This window comes from Asticcacaulis currens, assembly GCF_028550395.1.
In the GTDB taxonomy this organism is placed as follows: Bacteria; Pseudomonadota; Alphaproteobacteria; order Caulobacterales; family Caulobacteraceae; genus Asticcacaulis; species Asticcacaulis currens.
The window spans coordinates 26999-44445 of the sequence record NZ_JAQQKW010000016.1 but is presented as its reverse complement, the minus strand read 5'-3'; the positions used below and the strand labels follow the sequence as shown (position 1 = coordinate 44445).

The 17447-nt window shown below is 61.2% G+C and carries 20 protein-coding genes; 6 read left to right on the top strand and 14 right to left on the bottom strand.

Features of this window, described 5'->3' with window-relative positions; genetic code table 11:
- Positions 1-210 precede the first annotated feature (210 nt).
- From PQU94_RS17745 to PQU94_RS17705, 9 genes are all read right to left on the bottom strand, one after another.
- Positions 211-525 (bottom strand): hypothetical protein, encoded by a 315-nt coding sequence (locus tag PQU94_RS17745; RefSeq protein WP_272742764.1) that lies wholly within the window; start codon positions 523-525, stop codon positions 211-213.
- Between the two features lie 81 nt (positions 526-606).
- Positions 607-2088, bottom strand: a complete 1482-nt coding sequence (gene serS, locus PQU94_RS17740) for a serine--tRNA ligase (RefSeq protein WP_272742763.1) — start codon at positions 2086-2088, stop codon at positions 607-609.
- A gap of 161 nt (positions 2089-2249) precedes the next feature.
- Positions 2250-3149, bottom strand: a complete 900-nt coding sequence (tatC, locus tag PQU94_RS17735; RefSeq protein ID WP_272742762.1) for a twin-arginine translocase subunit TatC — start codon at positions 3147-3149, stop codon at positions 2250-2252.
- Positions 3146-3745 (bottom strand): Sec-independent protein translocase protein TatB, encoded by a 600-nt coding sequence (gene tatB, locus PQU94_RS18265; RefSeq protein WP_343683900.1) that lies wholly within the window; start codon positions 3743-3745, stop codon positions 3146-3148. The genes tatC and tatB overlap by 4 nt, the downstream gene beginning before the upstream one ends.
- Before the next feature lie 86 nt (positions 3746-3831).
- Positions 3832-4038, bottom strand: a complete 207-nt coding sequence (locus PQU94_RS17725) for a twin-arginine translocase TatA/TatE family subunit (protein ID WP_272742761.1) — start codon at positions 4036-4038, stop codon at positions 3832-3834.
- Positions 4039-4425: 387 nt separating this feature from the next.
- Positions 4426-5097, bottom strand: coding sequence for an SMC-Scp complex subunit ScpB (gene scpB / locus PQU94_RS17720; protein WP_272742760.1), 672 nt, complete (start codon positions 5095-5097; stop codon positions 4426-4428).
- On the bottom strand, positions 5094-5951 hold the full coding sequence (locus tag PQU94_RS17715) for a segregation and condensation protein A (protein WP_272742759.1): 858 nt from the start codon (positions 5949-5951) through the stop codon (positions 5094-5096). Before PQU94_RS17715 ends, scpB begins: the two co-directional genes overlap by 4 nt.
- Before the next feature lie 3 nt (positions 5952-5954).
- Positions 5955-7046: a beta-N-acetylhexosaminidase gene (gene nagZ / locus PQU94_RS17710; protein WP_272742758.1), complete on the bottom strand. Its 1092-nt coding sequence runs from the start codon at positions 7044-7046 to the stop codon at positions 5955-5957.
- Between the two features lie 14 nt (positions 7047-7060).
- A complete protein-coding gene (locus tag PQU94_RS17705) occupies positions 7061-7861 on the bottom strand; it encodes an SPOR domain-containing protein (RefSeq protein WP_272742757.1) in 801 nt (266 codons plus the stop codon).
- A 237-nt stretch (positions 7862-8098) separates the two neighbouring features.
- Between PQU94_RS17705 and PQU94_RS17700 the strand changes: the two genes are divergently transcribed.
- Complete coding sequence (locus tag PQU94_RS17700; protein ID WP_272742756.1) at positions 8099-8587, top strand: hypothetical protein; 489 nt, start codon at positions 8099-8101, stop codon at positions 8585-8587.
- A gap of 2 nt (positions 8588-8589) precedes the next feature.
- Here PQU94_RS17700 and PQU94_RS17695 read toward each other — a convergent pair whose 3' ends face one another.
- From PQU94_RS17695 to PQU94_RS17685, 3 genes are read right to left on the bottom strand one after another with little or no spacing between them, the layout of a single operon-like run.
- Complete coding sequence (locus PQU94_RS17695; protein ID WP_272742755.1) at positions 8590-9519, bottom strand: CPBP family intramembrane glutamic endopeptidase; 930 nt, start codon at positions 9517-9519, stop codon at positions 8590-8592.
- 56 nt (positions 9520-9575) lie between these two features.
- Entirely contained in the window at positions 9576-11153 is a 1578-nt protein-coding gene (locus PQU94_RS17690) for a cisplatin damage response ATP-dependent DNA ligase (protein WP_272742754.1), read from the bottom strand.
- Positions 11150-12160 (bottom strand): ligase-associated DNA damage response exonuclease, encoded by a 1011-nt coding sequence (locus PQU94_RS17685; protein WP_272742753.1) that lies wholly within the window; start codon positions 12158-12160, stop codon positions 11150-11152. The genes PQU94_RS17690 and PQU94_RS17685 overlap by 4 nt, the downstream gene beginning before the upstream one ends.
- Positions 12161-12235: 75 nt before the next feature.
- Between PQU94_RS17685 and PQU94_RS17680 the strand changes: the two genes are divergently transcribed.
- The 3 genes from PQU94_RS17680 to PQU94_RS17670 all read left to right on the top strand — a co-directional run bounded on the left by PQU94_RS17680 (position 12236) and on the right by PQU94_RS17670 (position 15980).
- Positions 12236-14683, top strand: coding sequence for a ligase-associated DNA damage response DEXH box helicase (locus PQU94_RS17680; protein ID WP_272742752.1), 2448 nt, complete (start codon positions 12236-12238; stop codon positions 14681-14683).
- Complete coding sequence (gene pdeM, locus PQU94_RS17675; protein WP_272742751.1) at positions 14667-15335, top strand: ligase-associated DNA damage response endonuclease PdeM; 669 nt, start codon at positions 14667-14669, stop codon at positions 15333-15335. Before PQU94_RS17680 ends, pdeM begins: the two co-directional genes overlap by 17 nt.
- 69 nt (positions 15336-15404) lie before the next feature.
- Positions 15405-15980: a lipocalin family protein gene (locus PQU94_RS17670; protein ID WP_272742750.1), complete on the top strand. Its 576-nt coding sequence runs from the start codon at positions 15405-15407 to the stop codon at positions 15978-15980.
- On the opposite strand, the gene PQU94_RS17665 is transcribed toward PQU94_RS17670, so the two are convergent.
- Both PQU94_RS17665 and PQU94_RS17660 read right to left on the bottom strand, forming a co-directional pair.
- A complete protein-coding gene (locus tag PQU94_RS17665; protein WP_272742749.1) occupies positions 15934-16293 on the bottom strand; it encodes a carboxymuconolactone decarboxylase family protein in 360 nt (119 codons plus the stop codon). The genes PQU94_RS17670 and PQU94_RS17665 overlap by 47 nt on opposite strands.
- On the bottom strand, positions 16290-16493 hold the full coding sequence (locus PQU94_RS17660) for a YgaP family membrane protein (protein ID WP_272742748.1): 204 nt from the start codon (positions 16491-16493) through the stop codon (positions 16290-16292). The genes PQU94_RS17665 and PQU94_RS17660 overlap by 4 nt, the downstream gene beginning before the upstream one ends.
- A 102-nt stretch (positions 16494-16595) precedes the next feature.
- Between PQU94_RS17660 and PQU94_RS17655 the strand changes: the two genes are divergently transcribed.
- Both PQU94_RS17655 and PQU94_RS17650 read left to right on the top strand, forming a co-directional pair.
- Complete coding sequence (locus PQU94_RS17655; RefSeq protein ID WP_272742747.1) at positions 16596-16946, top strand: rhodanese-like domain-containing protein; 351 nt, start codon at positions 16596-16598, stop codon at positions 16944-16946.
- A 126-nt stretch (positions 16947-17072) separates the two neighbouring features.
- Positions 17073-17381 (top strand): ArsR/SmtB family transcription factor, encoded by a 309-nt coding sequence (locus tag PQU94_RS17650; protein WP_272742746.1) that lies wholly within the window; start codon positions 17073-17075, stop codon positions 17379-17381.
- Positions 17382-17447 lie beyond the last annotated feature (66 nt).

Here is a 17447-nt window from a genome sequence, read left to right as displayed (position 1 = left end):
GCGACGCTCAGCCATGTCGATGTGGCGGTAATGATGGCCCAATGTTATATCTCGCTTTTGAAGAGGCGACTGATTTGGTTGATCATTCGCACTTCAAAATAGAGTCCACCGCGCTACACGTAAAATACGCATAATATATGTTATGGGAAATAATGCGTAGGCACTAAGGGCGCGTGCCGGGTCACGCACACCGTTTAATCAGATGATGGGTCAATGCCTTAAGCGGGACACCGGCTCTGACAGTTTGAGCGCCGCCTGCATATGGCCGGAGGCAGCGCAGGCCGCCGCATCAACCACGGCATCAAACGCATCGGCCAGCGCCATTTGTTTTGCCGCCAGCGCCTTGAGCATCTGACGCACATAATAGCCGATGACGGCCATGGCATAGTCGGTCTTGCCGTCAATCTGGCTGGCGATGATTTCCACCAGTTCAAGCTCGGCTTCTTCAGGCGGCAGGTCCCGGCGCGTAAAGGCGCATAGCGTGGCACCGACCGCACGTTCAATCAACGACGGATGGGTCTGCATGGCACTCACTCGAAAACAGAGTGAAATTATGCCACTGTTTTTATAAAAAATCTATCCACAGGCGCGTTTACCCTGTGGGGCTCACCCGATGTGAGTCAGCCCGCCCATATAGGGTTGCAGCACGCTCGGAACAGCGATGCGACCGCCCTCGTCCTGATAGTTTTCCATGATGGCCACCAGGGTGCGGCCGACCGCGAGCCCTGAGCCATTCAGCGTATGCAGGAAGCGCGTGCCCTTTTCGCCGGCCTTGCGCGTGCGGGCGTCCATACGGCGGGCCTGAAAATCCCCGCAGTTGGAGCAGGACGAGATTTCGCGGTAGGTGTTCTGCGACGGCAACCACACCTCAAGGTCATAGGTCTTGCGCGCACCAAAGCCCATATCGCCGGTGCACAGCAGCATGGTGCGGAAGCTGAGGTCGAGCTTTTTGAGGATGGCTTCGGCACATTCGGTCATGCGCTCGTGCTCCGCCGTTGACTGTTCCGGCGTGGTGATCGAGACCAGTTCGACCTTCTGGAACTGATGCTGACGGATCATGCCCTTGGTGTCGCGGCCCGCCGAACCGGCTTCGGCACGGAAGCAGTTGGTCAGGGCCGTCAGACGCAACGGCAGTTCCTCTTCCGCCGTGATGGCTTCGCGGACAAGGTTGGTCAGGGACACTTCGGCGGTGGGGATGAGGTAGTGGCCATTGTTGATATTTATATTTGAAAAATGCTGTCTTGCACTGAACAATTCATGCATAGCAGATTGAAAATTAGCCTCTTCTTCGTGATTCACGAGTTGCTGCGTGCGATTTTCATACAAAGATTGAAATTGCTGATCCGCGTTAGCTAAATTACGATACGCCTCGGCGTATGCAGAATGATCAAGGCTTTCAGTCTTAAACAAATCTTCTTCAAATTTGGGCAATTGGCCCGTGCCAAACAGCGCATGATCCTTCACCAGAACCGGCGGATTGACCTCGGTATAGCCGTGCTCGCTGGTCTGGGTGTCGAGCATCCACTGACCGATGGCGCGCTCAAGCCGCGCCAGTTGCCCCTTGAGCACCACAAAGCGTGAGCCGGACATTTTGGCCGCCGCTTCGAAGTCCATCAATGGGCCAGTTGGCCCTTTGAGCGCTTCACCCAGATCGGCGTGATCCTTGGCCGGGAAGCTGAGGATATTCGGCGCGCCGTGTTTGCGGATTTCGACATTGCCCGCCTCGTCTTCACCCAGCGGCACGTCGTCAAACGGAATATTGGGCAGTGAGGCCAGCAGGGTGCGCAGATCCTCTTCGGTCTGACGCTCGGTTTCCTGTGCCTCGGCAATCGCGCCTTTCAGGCCCTCGACCTCGGTCATCAGTTCCGCAGCCCGCGCCTCGTCCTTTTCCGCCTTGGCCTTGCCGATTTCGCCGGACAGCTTCTTCAACTGCGCCTGATTGGTCTCGAACGCCGTCTTGGCGGCGCGCAAGGCCTTATCCAGAGCGAGCAGCGCATCAACATCCGCTTGTGCCGACTCGCGGCCCCGCGATGACCAGCCCTTGACATAGGCTTCAGGTGTTTCGCGTAAGGCTTTGATATCGTGCATGGAAGTGTCCTCAAGGTCTCGATGGACAGGTCGCCCCACCCACCTCTTCGCGGTCCCCCTTCCCCGCTGCGCCGGGAGGGAGGAAAAATCCTTCCCCGTTTACGGGGAAGGTGGATTTCTCGTCAATGCTTCATTGACGAGAAAGACGGAAGGGGGATGGGTTAGCTTACGATCGACGGCTCTTTACGCCGCCATTCGATCACCCGCACGCACAGGATCGAGATTTCGTACAAGAGCACGATCGGGATGGCGAGCATCATCTGAGAGATGGGGTCCGGCGGCGTGACCACGGCGGCGACGACCACGATCCCCAGAATGGCGTAGCGGCGGCCGGACGACAGCATTTTGGACGTCACAATCCCCGTCAGGCCCAGAAGCGTCAGAATGATCGGCAACTGAAAACACGCGCCGAAGGCCAGCATCAGGGTGGTGACCAGCGACAGATATTCCGACACCTTGGGCATCAGTTGCACCGTCACGGCCCCTGCCCCCAGAATTTGCTGGCTTAAGGAGAACCACAGCACCATCGGCAGGATGATGAAATAGACGAGCAGCGCCCCCAGAACGAACAGCACAGGCGCGGCGATCAGGAACGGCAGAAAGGCCATGCGCTCGCGCTTATAGAGGCCGGGGGCCACGAAGCGATAGAGGTGCCAGGCGATCACCGGAAAGCTGAGGATCACCGCGCCAAAGCCCGCCATCTTCATCTTGGTGAACAGAAATTCCAGCGGCGCCGTGGTGATCAGCGCCACGCTGTTCTTGGCCTGCGGCACCTCTTTGAGGCCCAGAATAATCTCGATCAGATCGAACGGCCCGGCCCCATGCCCACCGTGGGCGCGCGACGCCTCGAACATGCGGTTGGCCATCTCATAGGGATGGGTCAGGAAGATGTAGATGGGCTCGGCAAAGCCAAAGCACAGCAGAAAGGCCGCCACAAAGGCCACGACCATCCAGATCAGGCGCGAGCGAAGCTCGATCAGGTGGTCCATCAGCGGCGCGCGCGACGCCTCGATTTCGGCCTCGTCCGGGTGGAGGTCGTCTTTGGTCACCAGATCGTTCATGACGGGAGAGTCTCAGTCGTCTTCTTGGCGCGGCTGCGCCTGGGCTTGGCCGCAGGTTCGTCTGTCTCGGCAATAACCGGTGCGTTTTCAGAGGCTTCGACGGCTTTCTTCGCGCGCGATCGGCGCGGCTTTGCTGCTGGCTCCGCCGTGGTCAGGTCAGGCGCGGGATTGGGCACTTCGGGTTCGTCGATGTGCGCGGGCTTGCCAAAATCCGCCGGCGTTGGGGCCTGATAAGGGTTATGATCGTAAGCATCCGGCGACGGCACATCGGTGCTGCTGCTGTAATAATGCCCCTTGGGCGGGATCGTCTCGTTGATCTCGCCCTCAATGCGGCGCATGTCTTCGCGGATGTCGTCGATGACGGGCGTGGTCACATTGCCGGAGCGCAGGGCCTCAACCTCCTTGCGCAGATCGTCGAGTTCCGACTGCCGCGCCATGTCGTCGAAGGAGGTGCGAAATTCGTCGGCCATGGAGCGCATCTTGGCCGTAAAGCGGCCCAGTTGCCGCAACAGCTTCGGCAAATCCTTGGGCCCCACCACGATCAGGGCGACCACCGCAATGACTATGAGCTCAGAGCCCCCAATACCGGGCAGCATTCAAATTACGCCTTAGGGTCAGAACATGAAAAAGCAACCGCCCCTTTTCAATGAGAGGCGGTCACGCAGAAACCAGCGAAAAAGGCTCAGGCCGCGTCTTTATCGGTGACGGTCTTGGCCGTGTCGGCCTTCGGCTCGTCCTTCTTGACGTCTTCGTCCTTGAGGCCGTCCTTGAACGCCTTGATGCCCTTGGCGGCATCGCCCATCAGGCCCGACAGCTTGCCACGGCCGCCGAACAGCAGCAGCGCGACAACCGCGACGATGGCCCAGTGCCAGATGCTCATGCTACCCATGTCAGATCTCCATACGCGCGGCGCTGTCTTTCGACGGCGCATCTTCGGGATACAAGTATTACTCTCTTATAGGCGTATTGTCGGCGTACATCAAAGCGAAAATAAGCCCTTTTTGCTGGACTAGGGTCCAAACCCAATCAGGTTTCGGACGTTACGCGACGTGACTTTTGTGTCCGGACAGGAGATTGGCGCGCCGTGGAGTGACCTCCACAACCGACAACCGACGCCTCCGGGCGCAAAAGTCACCGCGCCCCGAAGGGGTATGGCGCAGATCGCCCCGTTTGGCGTCGCAAAATCTTGAAAGGGGTCACCCTTCCTGTGATTTGCCTCCTGAAACGGAACGATCTGCGCTCATATCACGCCGCAAATCCTGATTGGGTTTGGACCCTAATGCGCTTCGCCCTCGGCGCTTTCGAAGAAATCCTGTGCAAATTCGACCTGTTCCATCTCCTCAAGGCCGATGGGGTCTTCGACCTCACGCGCGCCGCCAGGTTCGGGGATGACAAAATCAGCCGGGACATTGAGATCGAGCAGACCCGCCGCGCGCATATCCGCCGCGCCGGGCAGATCGTGCAGGCTGGGCAGGGAAAACACCTCGAGAAAATGCTCGGTCGTGCCATAGGTGACCGGACGGCCCGGTGAACGCCGGCGGCCACGCAGGCGGATCAGGTTCATCTCATGCAGCACATCCAGAGTGCCGCGCGACAGGCCGACGCCGCGAATCGTCTCGATCTCCGCCCGCGTGACCGGCTGGTGGTAAGCGATGATAGCCAGAGTCTCCAAAGCCGCCTTCGACAGACGGCGCGGGTCTTCGCGTTCTTCGACCATCAGGTAGCCGAGATCGGGCGCGGTGCGAAACTGCCATTTGTCAGCCACGACGTCTAGGGTAACGCCCCGGTCAGCGTAACGGCTTTTGAGCGCCGCCAAAGCCTTGCCCACATCCGCCCCCTCCGGCAGCCGGCGCGCCAGATCGGCCGCCGACAAAGGGGCGGCGGCGGCAAACAACAGCGCCTCAATGGCGCGTTCGATATCGAGTTTGGCAGTCAGGTCGGGGGTCATCGTCCCTCCATCAGCGGCGGGCGGCGGCGAAGGTAAAGCGTGTCGAACGTGCCCAGTTGCTGCACCTGCATCAGGCCTTCTTTCGTCAGTTCCAGCCCGGCCGACAGGGTCGAGGCGACGTAGGAGGCACGGCGCGGACCGCCCTCGCCCACCGGCTGCGGCGCGATCTCATCGAGCGGCGTCCAGTCCGATAACTGCGGCAGCACATCGCGCAGATGGTCGCGGGCATCCTCCAGCGGGAAGGCCTCTACGCGCATGGTTGGGTCGTAATGGCGGGCGATTTCGCGCTGCCTCTGGGTGACGTAGGCCCCCATCAGGTCGAACAGCGACACATCCAGCCGCGACGATGCCAGGATGACCGTGGCCTGCGGATCACCGCGCGCAAACACGTCGCGTTTGAGCTGAGGGCGCGAGGTGATGGCGTCCACCGCCTTGCGGATGGCCTCCAGCTTTTTGAGACGAAAGGCCAGCGCTGCCGCCAGTTCTTCCGGTTCCGGCTCATCGCTTTTCTTACGCTCCGGCACCGGCAGCAGCAGACGCGATTTGAGATAGGCCAGCCACGAGGCCATCACCAGATAGTCGGCGGCCAGCGAAAAACGCAGACGTCGTGCCTGCTGGATAAAGGCCAGATACTGCTCGGCCAGCCGCGTGATCGAGATTTTCAGAAGATCAACCTTCTGCTGTCGCGCCAGTTCCAGCAGCACGTGCAGAGGGCCTTCGTAGCCATCGAGATCGAGCAGAAGGGCGTCGTCGGCCTCGATCTCCGGCGCGGGCGCGGCATCGGCGGTGAAATCGAGGCGGTGCTGAAACACCTCGTTTTCAAGCCCCGGCAAAGCGCCCCCGCGCCCGTTCACGGCTTAGTAAACCTCCTGATAGGCGGTCGGATCGACGAAATCCTCGTACTCTTCGCGCACGGTGACCGGACGGTGCAGCAACACCTGAAGGCGACCACGCGCCTCTTCGACGTTCAGCGGCTCGACCTTGTGCTTCAGGCGCGCCAGAGCGCGGTCCAGACGCACCTGAACCTTGCCCCTTATCACCGGCACAAAGACCGACACAGCCTTCATTTCCTCAAGGTCGCCGCTGCAATGCAGGACGATGTCGCACCCGGCGCGCAATGCCGCGCGGGCACGGGCCGCGACCAGCCCGTTGAGCGCACCCATACAGATGTCGTCGCTGAGCAGCAGGCCGTCGAAGCCGATATCTTCGCGGATCAGCCTGATCACCTTTTTGGAGGTGGTGGCCGGGTTGCGACGGTCGAGCGCCGTGTAAACGACGTGCGCTGTCATGGCCAAAGGCATATCGGCATTGACGGCAAAGGGCAGGAAATCAACCTTGTCCAGTTCCTCACGGCGCGCCTTTACGACCGGCAACTCATGATGCGAATCGACCTGAGCGCGGCCATGACCGGGGGCGTGCTTGATAACCGGCAGGACGCCACCCGACAGTAAGCCCTCGGCGGCGGCACGCCCCATGACGGCGACGGTTTCGGCGGTCAGACCGTAGGCGCGGTCACCGACCACATCGTGGGTACCGGCCTGCGGCACATCCAGCACTGGCGCACAATCGACATTGACGCCCAGCGCGCGCAGATCGTGCGCCATCAGTTGCGCGCCAAGGCGCACATACTCGCGCTGCTCGAACGGCGAATTGGCCACGGCCTCATAAGCGGCGGCGGGTGGATAGGACGGCCAGTGCGGGGCTTTGAAACGCTGCACGCGGCCGCCTTCCTGATCCACAAGGATCAGCACGTCGGGGTGCCCGGCGGCGGCTTTCAGCGCATTGATCAGGGCGCGGACCTGCTCCGGCTGGTCGATATTGCGCTTGAACAGGATGAAGCCCAGCGGCTTTTTGGCGGCAAAAAATGCCTGTTCAGCGGCGGTCAGCTCAAGCCCGGCGCAGCCATAAATGGCGGCGGAAACCTTGGCTTTCTGTTTGATATTCAGCATGTTTTACCGGACTCTTACTTCACGAAACAGGTCTTGCCAGCCGATTTCAGCGCATTGCAGAACTGCTGCGCCTTATCCTTGGAGGCAAAGCCGCTAAAGGAGGTTCTGTAAAAAGTCGATCCGTCGCGATCGACCTTTTCGACCACCTTGCGCGTCCCGCCGACGAACAGGCCGTAGGAGGAGGCGAGCGCGGAAAATTCACGGTCGGCAATGGCCTGCGACGAGAAGGCGCCGATCTGCACCGATGCGCCGCCGGAAGCGGTCGCAGCGGGCTTCGGTTCAGGCTTGGCCTCGGCGGTCTTGACCGGTTCGGCGGGCTTCGCGGCCACGGGTGCCGGTTGCGTTGGCTTGGCCACCGGGGCTGGCTGTGCGGCCGGCGGGGCGGTGACCTGACTGGTCTGGGCAGGCGGCAGCAGGTTTTCGTTGGCGGTGGCCGGCGACGGTGCCACCGCAGAGGCCGCGTCACGCGCCTGCGGGGCCTCGGTATCATTGGCGAAGACCGGCGCAGTGGCAGAGGCATGAGCCTCCTGATTGACCGCCGGGTCGAGCAGATCTTCGTCGCTCAGCGGCTTGGCCTCTTCGATATTGCCATCCTTATAGGCCGTGAGCGGGTCGCCCACATCGGTCACCTTGCGGGTATTGAGGCCCGAATTATAGAACAGCACGACCGCCAGCAGTAGAACGACCAGCACGATAAACGACGCGATCAGGGTGATCGGGGTCTGATCCCGCTTGGGTGCGGGCCGACGATTGTCGTAGCTCAGATGATCCTCGGTCGGCGGCGTGTAGGTGCCGCGTTCGTTGTCTTCCACCATGACCTCAAAAATCCTGTAGTTGCGCGTTCACGAATCGTGGGCAGCGAAGCACGCCATTTTGGCAGGCTTAAGTCCATACGAAAAGGGAGAGCGGTCTAAAAAGCGCTCTGCGGCATTTATACACAGATGTTTGCGCGCACGGCGGGCCACCGACACCGGCGATAACCGGAGCGTGACGCCACTATCGGTTGTGATTTGATAACTATTTTCATGTTATACCAACCGGCGGAGGATAGAATGGCGCAGTCCACGGAAAGGGAACGGCTGATCTTCATGGCGCGCAGCGATTTGCGCGTGATGATCCTGCGTCCAATCGGTCGGGTGGCGGCAGAAGATCTTATCGAACAGTTTTTTACGTCTCTCTCGCGCGTCGAACAGCCGTGGCTTTATCACCGTCTGGTGGATGTGCGGCGCTATGAAGGCCATTTCAGCGCGGAACACGTTGCCACGGTGGCCAAACGTTGGCAAACGCTGCGGGGGCGCCATGCCAGCTATGCCCATGTGGCGCTGGTTTCGCCACACAGATGCGATCGCTGGCACGAAGCGAGTCCCCTGCCCGGCTTTCCGAATGAAACCCTTTGCCGGTTCACCAGCTATCCGCACGCCTTCAACTGGCTCACTGCTGCGGACCGTCATGCCTATCTGGCTCAGATCACCAACGCGCCAGCCGACAACGGGGAGAAGCTGCGTCCCTCGGCTCTGTCGGGCGATATCCTTCTGGATTGAGATCAGGCGGCGGTCTGAGCCATTTCGGCCGCGAAGGGCTGAGGCTTCAGGGCCCCCTTGCGTACCAGATAGACGATACCGAGGATCAGCACGAGCGATGTTATGACGCTGCCTTCCGGGCCGAACTTGCCACCCGTGATCCACCAGGCAGCGCCTGTCGATTTGAGATCGGTGACGAGCGGCAGGACATCAAGGTTTTGACCGCTGACTTCGACGCCGAACCCGGCCCCCAGCAGGAAATTCCATGCGCTATGCCACGCACAGACGCCCCAAAGCGAGCGTTCCTGAATGGCGTAGAGGCTGAAAAAGATACCCACCAGAACGATATTGGTCAGACCCAGCAGCAGTTCCTTCGACGGCGGGATATTGGCGGCGTGCAGCAGCGAGAAGACCAGCATACTCACGCCTATGCCCCAGTAGATGCCGTGACGCGACGCCACGACCTGCATCAGATAGCCCCGCATGGCGACTTCTTCGGTCGCGCCCTGCACCATAAAGCCGATAAACACGGCGGCGATGGGAACGAAGGTCATCAGGCCGGGCTTGCCCCACGCGCCGAGACTTTCGACGGTATAGCCTCCGGCCAGCCAGATACCGGCAATGGCCGCAGCGGCAAAGCCGAAGCCGATAACCAGCCCCCTCAGATAGCGTTTCAGACCATCCCGGTTGAAGCCGAGCGCGGCTATCCCTCGCCGCTCGAACACAAAGGTCCAGAGGAAAAAGATCAGGGCTATCGGCGCAAAGAACACCAGCATCAGCGCGTCGGCGCGCCAGTCGATCCCCGTCTCCAAAGGCATCTTCAACCACGTCATCGCTATCACGACGGGGATCTGCCCCAGAATGATGAAGACGATCGTGAGCACAATCGCCGCCCACGTCCAGGTACGGCGCGCCTTTGCCGGACGCGGCGCGTAAAGATCAATTCCGGCCATGTTGCCCCCTCTGATTTGCAACAGACAGTCTCATCAAATGAAACTTTCGACAAGACTCATCTCACCGCAACGAGGGCCTCCAGCGCGTCCAGCCTATCGGCCTCCTGTGCATGCTTGTCCCAACGGATGCGGTTGATGCGCGGAAAGCGCAGGGCGTAGCCGGACTTGTGGCGTTTGGAAGGATTGACCGCATCGAAGGCCACCTCGAACACCAGTTCTTTTTTCACCTCGCGCACCGGCCCGAAACTGTTCAGCGTGTTGTGGCGCACCCATTTGTCGAGGTCTTTCAACTCGGCGTCGGTAAAGCCGAAATAGGCCTTGCCGACGGGCAGGAGTTGATTGCCCGCCCACAGGCCGAAGGTAAAGTCCGAATAGAAGCTCGACCGCTTGCCCGATCCGCGCTGCGCGTACATCAGCACCGCATCGACCAGCTTGGGGTTGATCTTCCACTTGTACCACGGTCCGGTCGGCCGACCAGCGACATAGGCGCTGTCGCGGCGTTTCAGCATCAGGCCCTCGATGACCGAGGCGTTATCGACGCTGGCGCGCAAGGCCTCCAGTTCGGCAAAATCGCCATAGGGCAGTTGCGGCGACAAACGGATGCCTTCGGGCCGATGACGCTCCAGCGCGGCCTGCAACAGGGCGCGGCGCTGGTCATAGGAGCAGGCGCGCACATCCTCACCCTCCAGAAACAGCACGTCATAGGCGACAATCGCCGCCGGATAGTCGGCCATATATTTTGCCGAAGGGGCCTTGCGCCCCAGCCGCTGTTGCAGATCGTTGAACGTCCCCGTCTTTTCGCCGCGCTGCACCAGCAGTTCGCCATCCAGCACCGCATGAAAATTCAGATGCGCCAGAACGTCCGGAAATGAGCCGGAAATATCGTCACCTGTCCGCGTAAACAGGGCACGACCGATACCCGAATGCACGACCTGCACGCGGATGCCGTCATACTTCCATTCGGCGGCATAGGTGTCGGGCATGATCAGGGCGTGGTCTCTGGCCTCCAGCGGATGGGCCAGCATGACCGGCGTAAAGGTCAGGCGCTCGGTGACGACCGGTTCCGGCCCCCGCCCTTCCAGCCAGTCAAACAGGGGGAGATAGGGTGGGTCTATGCCGTGCCACAGGCTCTCGATGCGCTCGACAGGCTGATCGCCGAATTTCGCCAGTACCTGTTTAAGCAGGCGCGCCGACACGCCGATGCGCAGGGCCCCGGCCCCGATCTTGAGCAGGGCCCAGCGTTCGGGCGAGGTCATGCGATCGAGCAACCCCGCCACATAGTCAGGCAACTGCGCTTTGGGCGTATGGCGCAAGGCCTCAACCACTTCATGCAGCCGCGGCAGGTCGCTCTGTTCGGCTTGCGGCGCGGGCCACAGATGGGCGACGGTTTCCGACAGTTCGCCGACATAGTCGTGGCTGAGGGCCAGAAGCGTTGAATCGACGCGGGCGCGGATCAGCTCCAGCACCATTGCGCGCCGGAAATTGGGCAGGGACAGGTCTCCCGCGATGATCGCCACCGCATAGCCGCGGTCGGGATCGGGCGTGGTGCGCAGATAGTCGAGCAGCAGCCGCGTCTTGCCGAGCGTCGAGGGCTCGTAATAGAGGCTTTCCAGCAGACGGGAAAATGCTTTCATTCTGCGTCATCCTCGTAACCGATCAGGTGCAGGGCTCGGGCCTTAAGCCCCATCTGTGTCGCCTGATGCACCAGCGCGTCGTCGCGGCCGTGCGTCACCCACACCTCCGGCGCGCCGACATCGGTCAGGGTCTGGATCAGTTCGTCCCAGTCGGCATGGTCGGAAATCACCAGAGGCAGTTCAACGCCCTTCTGTTTGGCGCGCGCCCGTATCCGCATCCAGCCGGAGGCCGCCGCCGTCAGCACCTCCGGCAGTCGCCGTGACCAGCGGTCCTTGAGCGCCGAAGGCGGGCACAGGACGATCCGCCCCGCCAGAGTCCGGGCGTTTTCCGCCGTCACCGGCTCCAATGCCCCCAGATCGACCCCAAGCGATTGATAAAGCTCGCACAATCGCTGCATGGCGCCGTGCAGATAGACGGTCTCAAGATAGCCCGCCGCGCGCAGGGCGCAGATCACGCGCTGACACTTGCCCAGAGCATAGGCCCCGACGAGGTGGCAGCGATCCGGAAACTGCCGCAGCGAAGCCAACAGGCGCGCAATCTCGTCTTCCAGCGGCGGATGACGAAACACCGGCAGGGCAAAGGTTGCCTCGGTGACGAAGACATCGCACGGCACCGGCTCAAACGGCACGCAGGTCGGATCGGCCCGGCGCTTGTAATCGCCGGAAAAGACAATGGTGGCTCCGTCGTATTCGAGCCGCGCCTGCGCCGAACCTAGGATATGACCCGCCGGGTGCAGGCTGAGGCGCACGCCGTTGATGTCAACGCTTTGCCCATAGGTCAGCGGGTGTTCGGCGTCGCTGAAATGGTTGTCGCCATAGCGGCTGCGCATAATAGCGAGCGTTTCCGGCGTCGCAAACACATGCCGGTGACCGGCGCGCGCGTGATCGGCGTGGCCGTGCGTCACAACGGCGCTTTCGACCGGCTGCATGGGGTCGATAAAGAAGTCACCGGGCCGGCACCATACGCCTTCAGGCCGCACTTCGATCCAGTCACGCGGGTGGGTCACTGATCACCCCCGCGATCCTGAACGTAACAGGCGGCATAACTGCCTTTTTATGACCGTTCACGTTAAAAGCGTCCCATGACGATACCTGATGCCTTCCAGTCCTGGTTTACCTCGCAAGGCTGGACCCTTTTGCCGCATCAGCGTGAGATGACGGCGCGCTTTGCCGCAGGGCGCTCGACGCTTCTGACCGCGCCTACCGGCACCGGAAAGACGCTGGCGGGGTTTTTGGGGTCACTCATTGATATTACGCAGACGCGGCCAAACGGTTTGCATACCCTGTATATTTCGCCGCTGAAGGCGTTAAATTACGATATCGAACGCAATGTCACGGCGATGATTGAGGCGCTCAGCCTTACCGTGCGTGTGGAAAGCCGCACGGGGGATACGTCGCAATATCGCCGCCAACGCCAGCGCGCCAAACCGCCGCATATTCTGCTGACGACACCGGAGTCGCTGATGCTGCTGCTCTCCTATCCGGAAGCGGCACAGATGTTCGGCACGCTGAAGGCCGTCATTATCGACGAAATCCATCAGGTGGCGGCGTCACGTCGCGGCGACCTTATCGCGCTGGCGCTGGCGCAGCTTGAGGCCTTCAGTCCCGGCTTTCGCCGCATCGGCCTGTCGGCCACGGTGGCCGAGCCTGAGCGGTTCTGCGACTGGCTGGGGCGCGAGGCTAACGCCGTTGACCCTCTCGACAGCCGCACCCTGGGCATGGCCGAGGCCGCCCCGGAGGTCACCATATTGCCGACGCGCAAAGCGCCGCCCTATAACGGTTTCATGGCGCAATACGCGGTGCCGGAAATCCTGTCCGAGATCGCAAAGGCGCGCACCGCCATCGTCTTCGTCAATACGCGCGCACAGGCCGAACTGTTGTTTCAGTTCCTGTGGGAGGCCAATGAAGAGTCCCTGCCCATTGCCATCTACCACGCTTCGCTGACGCGCGAGATGCGCCTGAAGACCATCAGCCTGATGGCGGCGGGCAAGCTCAGGGCGCTGGTCGCCACCTCGGCCATCGAACTGGGCATCGACTGGGGCGATGTCGATTTGGTCATACAGGTCGGGGCCCCCAAGGGCGTCAGCCGCCTCTTGCAACGCATAGGTCGTTCAAACCACCGCGTCGATGTGCCGTCGAAGGCCTTTCTGTGCCCGGCCAACCGCTTTGAAGTGCTGGAATGCGAAGCGGCCATTGCCGCTATCCGTGCGGGGAAACTCGACGGCGATGTGCCGCAGCCGGGGGCGCAGGATGTGCTGGCGCAATTCATCCTCAATGCGGCGTGCAGCGCGCCGGTGACGCCCGAAGCCCTGTATGCCATTGTCCGCACCGCGTGGTCCTATCGCGACCTGAGCTATGAACAGTTCGAGACCCTGTTCCGCTTCGTCGTCGATGGCGGTTATGTGCTGAGAAACTACGACCGCTGGCACCGCCTGAGCGAAACCGAACAGGGGTGGATACCGGCCTCCCCCCAGATCGCCCGCCGCCACAGGCAAAATATCGGCGTCATTATCGAGGCCGGAAAGCTCAAGGTGCGGCGCCTGCACGGGCGCGGCGGCAAATATCTGGGGGAAATCGAGGAACAGTTCGGACAGTCCATGCGACCCGGCGACACCTTCTTCTTCGCCGGTGAGGTGCTGGCCTTCGAGCGCATCCACGACATGACGCTGGATGCCCGCCCCAGTGCCGCTAAGGAGCCATTATTGCCCACCTATTCCGGCGGGCAGATGCCGCTTTCGACCTTCCTCGCCGACGGAGTGCGCGGCCTGTTGCAGTCGGAGGACACGAGGGGCGAATTGCCCGCTGAGGTGCGCGACTGGCTGAGGTTGCAAACGCGCTTTTCGCGTCTGCCCGACCGTCAGGACCTTTTGATCGAGAGTTTTCCGCGCGGCAAGCTCTATACGCTGGTCCTCTATACGTTTGAGGGCCGCCGCGCTAATCAGACGCTGGGAATGCTGCTGTCGCGACGCATGGAGCGCTATCAGCTTCATCCCTTGAGTTTCACCGTCACCGATTACGGGCTGGCCATCAACAGCGTCGAACAGGTGACCGACGGCATGATCCATGACCTGTTTTCGACCGATATTCTGGCCGACGAGCTGGAGGAATGGCTGGCGGACTCGCCCATGCTCAAACGCTCCTTCCGCCGCGTGGCGACCATTGCCGGTCTGGTCGAACAGAACAATAATGCGGCGCGCAAGACGCTGAAACAGGTGACCTTTTCAACCGATCTCATCTATGATGTGCTGCGCAAGTACGAGCCCGGTCATGTCCTTTTGCGGCTGTCGCGCGCCGATGCCGAACGCGAACTTCTGGACCTCGACCGTTTGACCGACCTCATCCTGACCTTCCGCGAGCGGATCGCCTTTTGCGACCTGCCGCGTCCCTCGCCCCTGTCCCTGCCCGTTATTCTGGATGTGCGGATCGAGCGCCTGCCCGGTGGCGGTATCGAGGCCCTGTTGCAGCAGGAAAGCGCCGAAGCGGCGGCCGAACGCCTGATGCAGGAGGTGGTCGATGGCCTCGACGGCTGAGGTAGAGTTTGCGGGCCACCGCATGGTGCTCGATGCCGACCTTGCCCTGTGGTGGCCGGCGCACAGCCTGCTGGCCGTATCGGACCTGCATTTCGAGAAATCGACCTTTCTGGCGCAGTTCGGATCGGCCATCGCGCCTTACGATACGCTGGACACGCTCAAGCGCCTCGAAGCCCTGATGGTGCGTTATCAGCCGCGTACCCTTGTCCTGCTGGGCGACAGCTTCCACGATCGCGGTGCCTGGCAAAGGCTGGAGCCCAACACGCGCACCCATTTGCTCAGCCTGTGCGGCACGGTCGAGTCGTGCCTGTGGGTCGAAGGCAATCACGATGTCGGCCTGATCCGCGACGACTGTCTCACCTTTGTGGACGATCATGTGGTGGAGGGTATCGCCTTCCGCCACGAGGCCGAGCCGACGGATTATCCGCAGATCATCGGCCATTTCCACCCCAAGCTGACGACGCGGGTACGCGGTCACAAGGTCAGTGGCAAATGCTTTGCGCTTAACCGCAATCGCCTGATCCTGCCCGCCTTCGGCAGCTTCACCGGCGGCCTCGATATCCAGCACGCGGCCCTGACCGAAGCGGCGCAGGGCGAGCCCTTCACCCCTTATCTCATCTATGGACGCACCATCCTACCTATTCGCACATGAACATCCTGCGCCGCCGGATCGTATCTTTACACGTGCACCGGCAAGCTGATCACAGATATGGAGACCTGCATGAAACCGCGCGACTACGCCCTGCCCCTCGCCCTCGCCTCTGCCGCCCTTCTGGCCCTCAGCGCTCAGGCCGTCACCGCCATGCCGGTGGGTAATCCCAACGTGCCCCAACCGGCCAAGCCGGTGGAACTGACGCGCTATCTGGGCCTGTGGTACGAACTGGGGCGCTATGAGAACCGCTTTGAGAAGGACTGCGATCAGGTCACGGCGCAGTACAGTCTGGCCGAAGACGGCAAGATCAACATTCTCAACACCTGCGGCTGGCGCAAGGGCGAACCCGGTAAAGCCTCCAAAGGCAAGGCGAAGATCGTCAGCGACAGCGGCAATGCCAAGCTGAAAGTCTCCTTCTTCGGGCCTTTCTATGTCGGCGATTACTGGGTGCTGGATCACGCCGACGACTATAGCTGGTCCATCGTCGGTGAGCCGTCGGGCAAGTATCTGTGGATCCTGACCCGCGCGCCATCACCCGCCTTCAAGGTGCGCGAAGACCTGCGTAACCGCGCGCGGGAATTGGGGTACAATACCGATCTTATACGCTGGACGTCCCAGACGCCGAATACTGCTCAAAAGCCATAAGGGCGTCGGCGGCGTACATCAGGGACGGTCCGCCCCCCATATAGATGGCCATGCCAAGCAGCTCTTCGATCTCCGTCTTACTGGCCCCCAGCCGCACCAGTGCCTCGGCGTGATAGCCGATACAGCCGTCGCAACGCGTAGCCACCCCAATGGCCAGAGCGATGAATTCCTTCATCTTCTTGTCCAGCGCGCCGTCTGCGGTTGCGGCCTTGGCCAGAGCCGAGAAACCCGCCATGGTTTCGGGAATATCCTTGCGCAAGGTCTTGATATTGGCCGAAAGGCGCGCGGTAATCTCAGGGTAGGGCTTGCTCATTTGAACACCGCCCCCGCCCTGGCGCCCAGGGCGCGGAAGACCATGGCCGCCGGACAGAAACCGGTAAAGGCCAGTACGATGAGATTGGCGCCGGCAAAGACGGTCAGCCACATAAAGTTGGGATGCACAAAATGCGTCAGGGCCACGGACACCAGTACGACGGTCCCCGCAAAGGCCAGAACGAGACGTTCAAGAGACATGCTCTTACTCCATGATAGGGACAAACCTAAAAAAGGCTTGCCCGTAATTGCCTATTATCTTAAATACGAAATAGTCAAGCCTAAAGTTTTCGAGGTTGCCCCATGTTCGGCCTGTTCAAACCCCAAACACCCATCACCAACCTGAGCCCGGCCGAAGTGCACACGGGGTTACAGACCAAAACACTCCTGCTGATTGATGTACGCGAACCGTCGGAATTTGAGGCCGAACATATTGAGGGTGCCGTCAATCTGCCGCTGTCTCGCCTGTCGTCTGAGGCGCTGCAAACCGCGATCGTCGCGGCAGAGGCGCGCACGGTGGTCATGCAGTGTCTGGCGGGCGGCCGCTCGGCGCAAGCGGTTAAGGCCTGCCGCGACTTCGGGGCGGCGGTCGATCATCACCTTCAGGGTGGTATCAATAGCTGGAAGAGCGCAGGCCTGCCCACGATTCGTTGAGACAATCGCGCCATCCTCGCCGGGTATTGTCCCGCTTGCGACGTCACCGTCTTTTGTCTCGACCGGATTGACCCTATTGGCTATGTCTTTTGCCCTTACAGACGACGCCCGTGAAAGTGTTGAGTCATGACCGTCACCGCCCAGGACCTGCAAAACCTGAAGCCGAACGTGCAGCGCGCGACGCGAATGCTGAAACTTCTGGCCAGTGAGCATCGGCTGATGATTCTCTGCCGCCTGTTCGAGGGAGAGGCCAGCGTCTCCGATCTGGCCGACTATCTGGGGCAGGCGATTGCCGGCACGTCACAGCATCTGGCCAAGATGCGGGCGGAGAATCTCGTGACCACCCGCCGCGACGGTCAGACCATCTACTATTCCATCAGCGATCCGGCGGCGCAAAGACTGATGGAGACCCTGTGTAAGATATACAAGGCATAGGCGCGAATCTCCGTATAGACCGTTGATACACCGACCAAATACCGATAGGTTTTGCGTCATGAAACG

What these genes read in the sequence shown, in the direction of transcription:
- PQU94_RS17655 (WP_272742747.1), top strand. Translation starts at nt 16,596, where the DNA reads ATGTTCGGCCTGTTCAAACCCCAAACACCCATCACCAACCTGAGCCCG.
- PQU94_RS17650 (WP_272742746.1), top strand. Translation starts at nt 17,073, where the DNA reads ATGACCGTCACCGCCCAGGACCTGCAAAACCTGAAGCCGAACGTGCAG.
- PQU94_RS17660 (WP_272742748.1), bottom strand. Translation starts at nt 16,493, where the DNA reads ATGTCTCTTGAACGTCTCGTTCTGGCCTTTGCGGGGACCGTCGTACTG.
- PQU94_RS17725 (WP_272742761.1), bottom strand. Translation starts at nt 4,038, where the DNA reads ATGGGTAGCATGAGCATCTGGCACTGGGCCATCGTCGCGGTTGTCGCG.
- serS (WP_272742763.1), bottom strand. Translation starts at nt 2,088, where the DNA reads ATGCACGATATCAAAGCCTTACGCGAAACACCTGAAGCCTATGTCAAG.
- PQU94_RS17690 (WP_272742754.1), bottom strand. Translation starts at nt 11,153, where the DNA reads ATGAAAGCATTTTCCCGTCTGCTGGAAAGCCTCTATTACGAGCCCTCG.
- pdeM (WP_272742751.1), top strand. Translation starts at nt 14,667, where the DNA reads ATGGCCTCGACGGCTGAGGTAGAGTTTGCGGGCCACCGCATGGTGCTC.
- tatC (WP_272742762.1), bottom strand. Translation starts at nt 3,149, where the DNA reads ATGAACGATCTGGTGACCAAAGACGACCTCCACCCGGACGAGGCCGAA.
- PQU94_RS17700 (WP_272742756.1), top strand. Translation starts at nt 8,099, where the DNA reads ATGGCGCAGTCCACGGAAAGGGAACGGCTGATCTTCATGGCGCGCAGC.
- scpB (WP_272742760.1), bottom strand. Translation starts at nt 5,097, where the DNA reads ATGACCCCCGACCTGACTGCCAAACTCGATATCGAACGCGCCATTGAG.
- PQU94_RS17665 (WP_272742749.1), bottom strand. Translation starts at nt 16,293, where the DNA reads ATGAGCAAGCCCTACCCTGAGATTACCGCGCGCCTTTCGGCCAATATC.
- PQU94_RS17745 (WP_272742764.1), bottom strand. Translation starts at nt 525, where the DNA reads ATGCAGACCCATCCGTCGTTGATTGAACGTGCGGTCGGTGCCACGCTA.
- nagZ (WP_272742758.1), bottom strand. Translation starts at nt 7,046, where the DNA reads ATGCTGAATATCAAACAGAAAGCCAAGGTTTCCGCCGCCATTTATGGC.
- PQU94_RS17695 (WP_272742755.1), bottom strand. Translation starts at nt 9,519, where the DNA reads ATGGCCGGAATTGATCTTTACGCGCCGCGTCCGGCAAAGGCGCGCCGT.
- PQU94_RS17670 (WP_272742750.1), top strand. Translation starts at nt 15,405, where the DNA reads ATGAAACCGCGCGACTACGCCCTGCCCCTCGCCCTCGCCTCTGCCGCC.
- PQU94_RS17680 (WP_272742752.1), top strand. Translation starts at nt 12,236, where the DNA reads ATGACGATACCTGATGCCTTCCAGTCCTGGTTTACCTCGCAAGGCTGG.
- tatB (WP_343683900.1), bottom strand. Translation starts at nt 3,745, where the DNA reads ATGCTGCCCGGTATTGGGGGCTCTGAGCTCATAGTCATTGCGGTGGTC.
- PQU94_RS17705 (WP_272742757.1), bottom strand. Translation starts at nt 7,861, where the DNA reads ATGGTGGAAGACAACGAACGCGGCACCTACACGCCGCCGACCGAGGAT.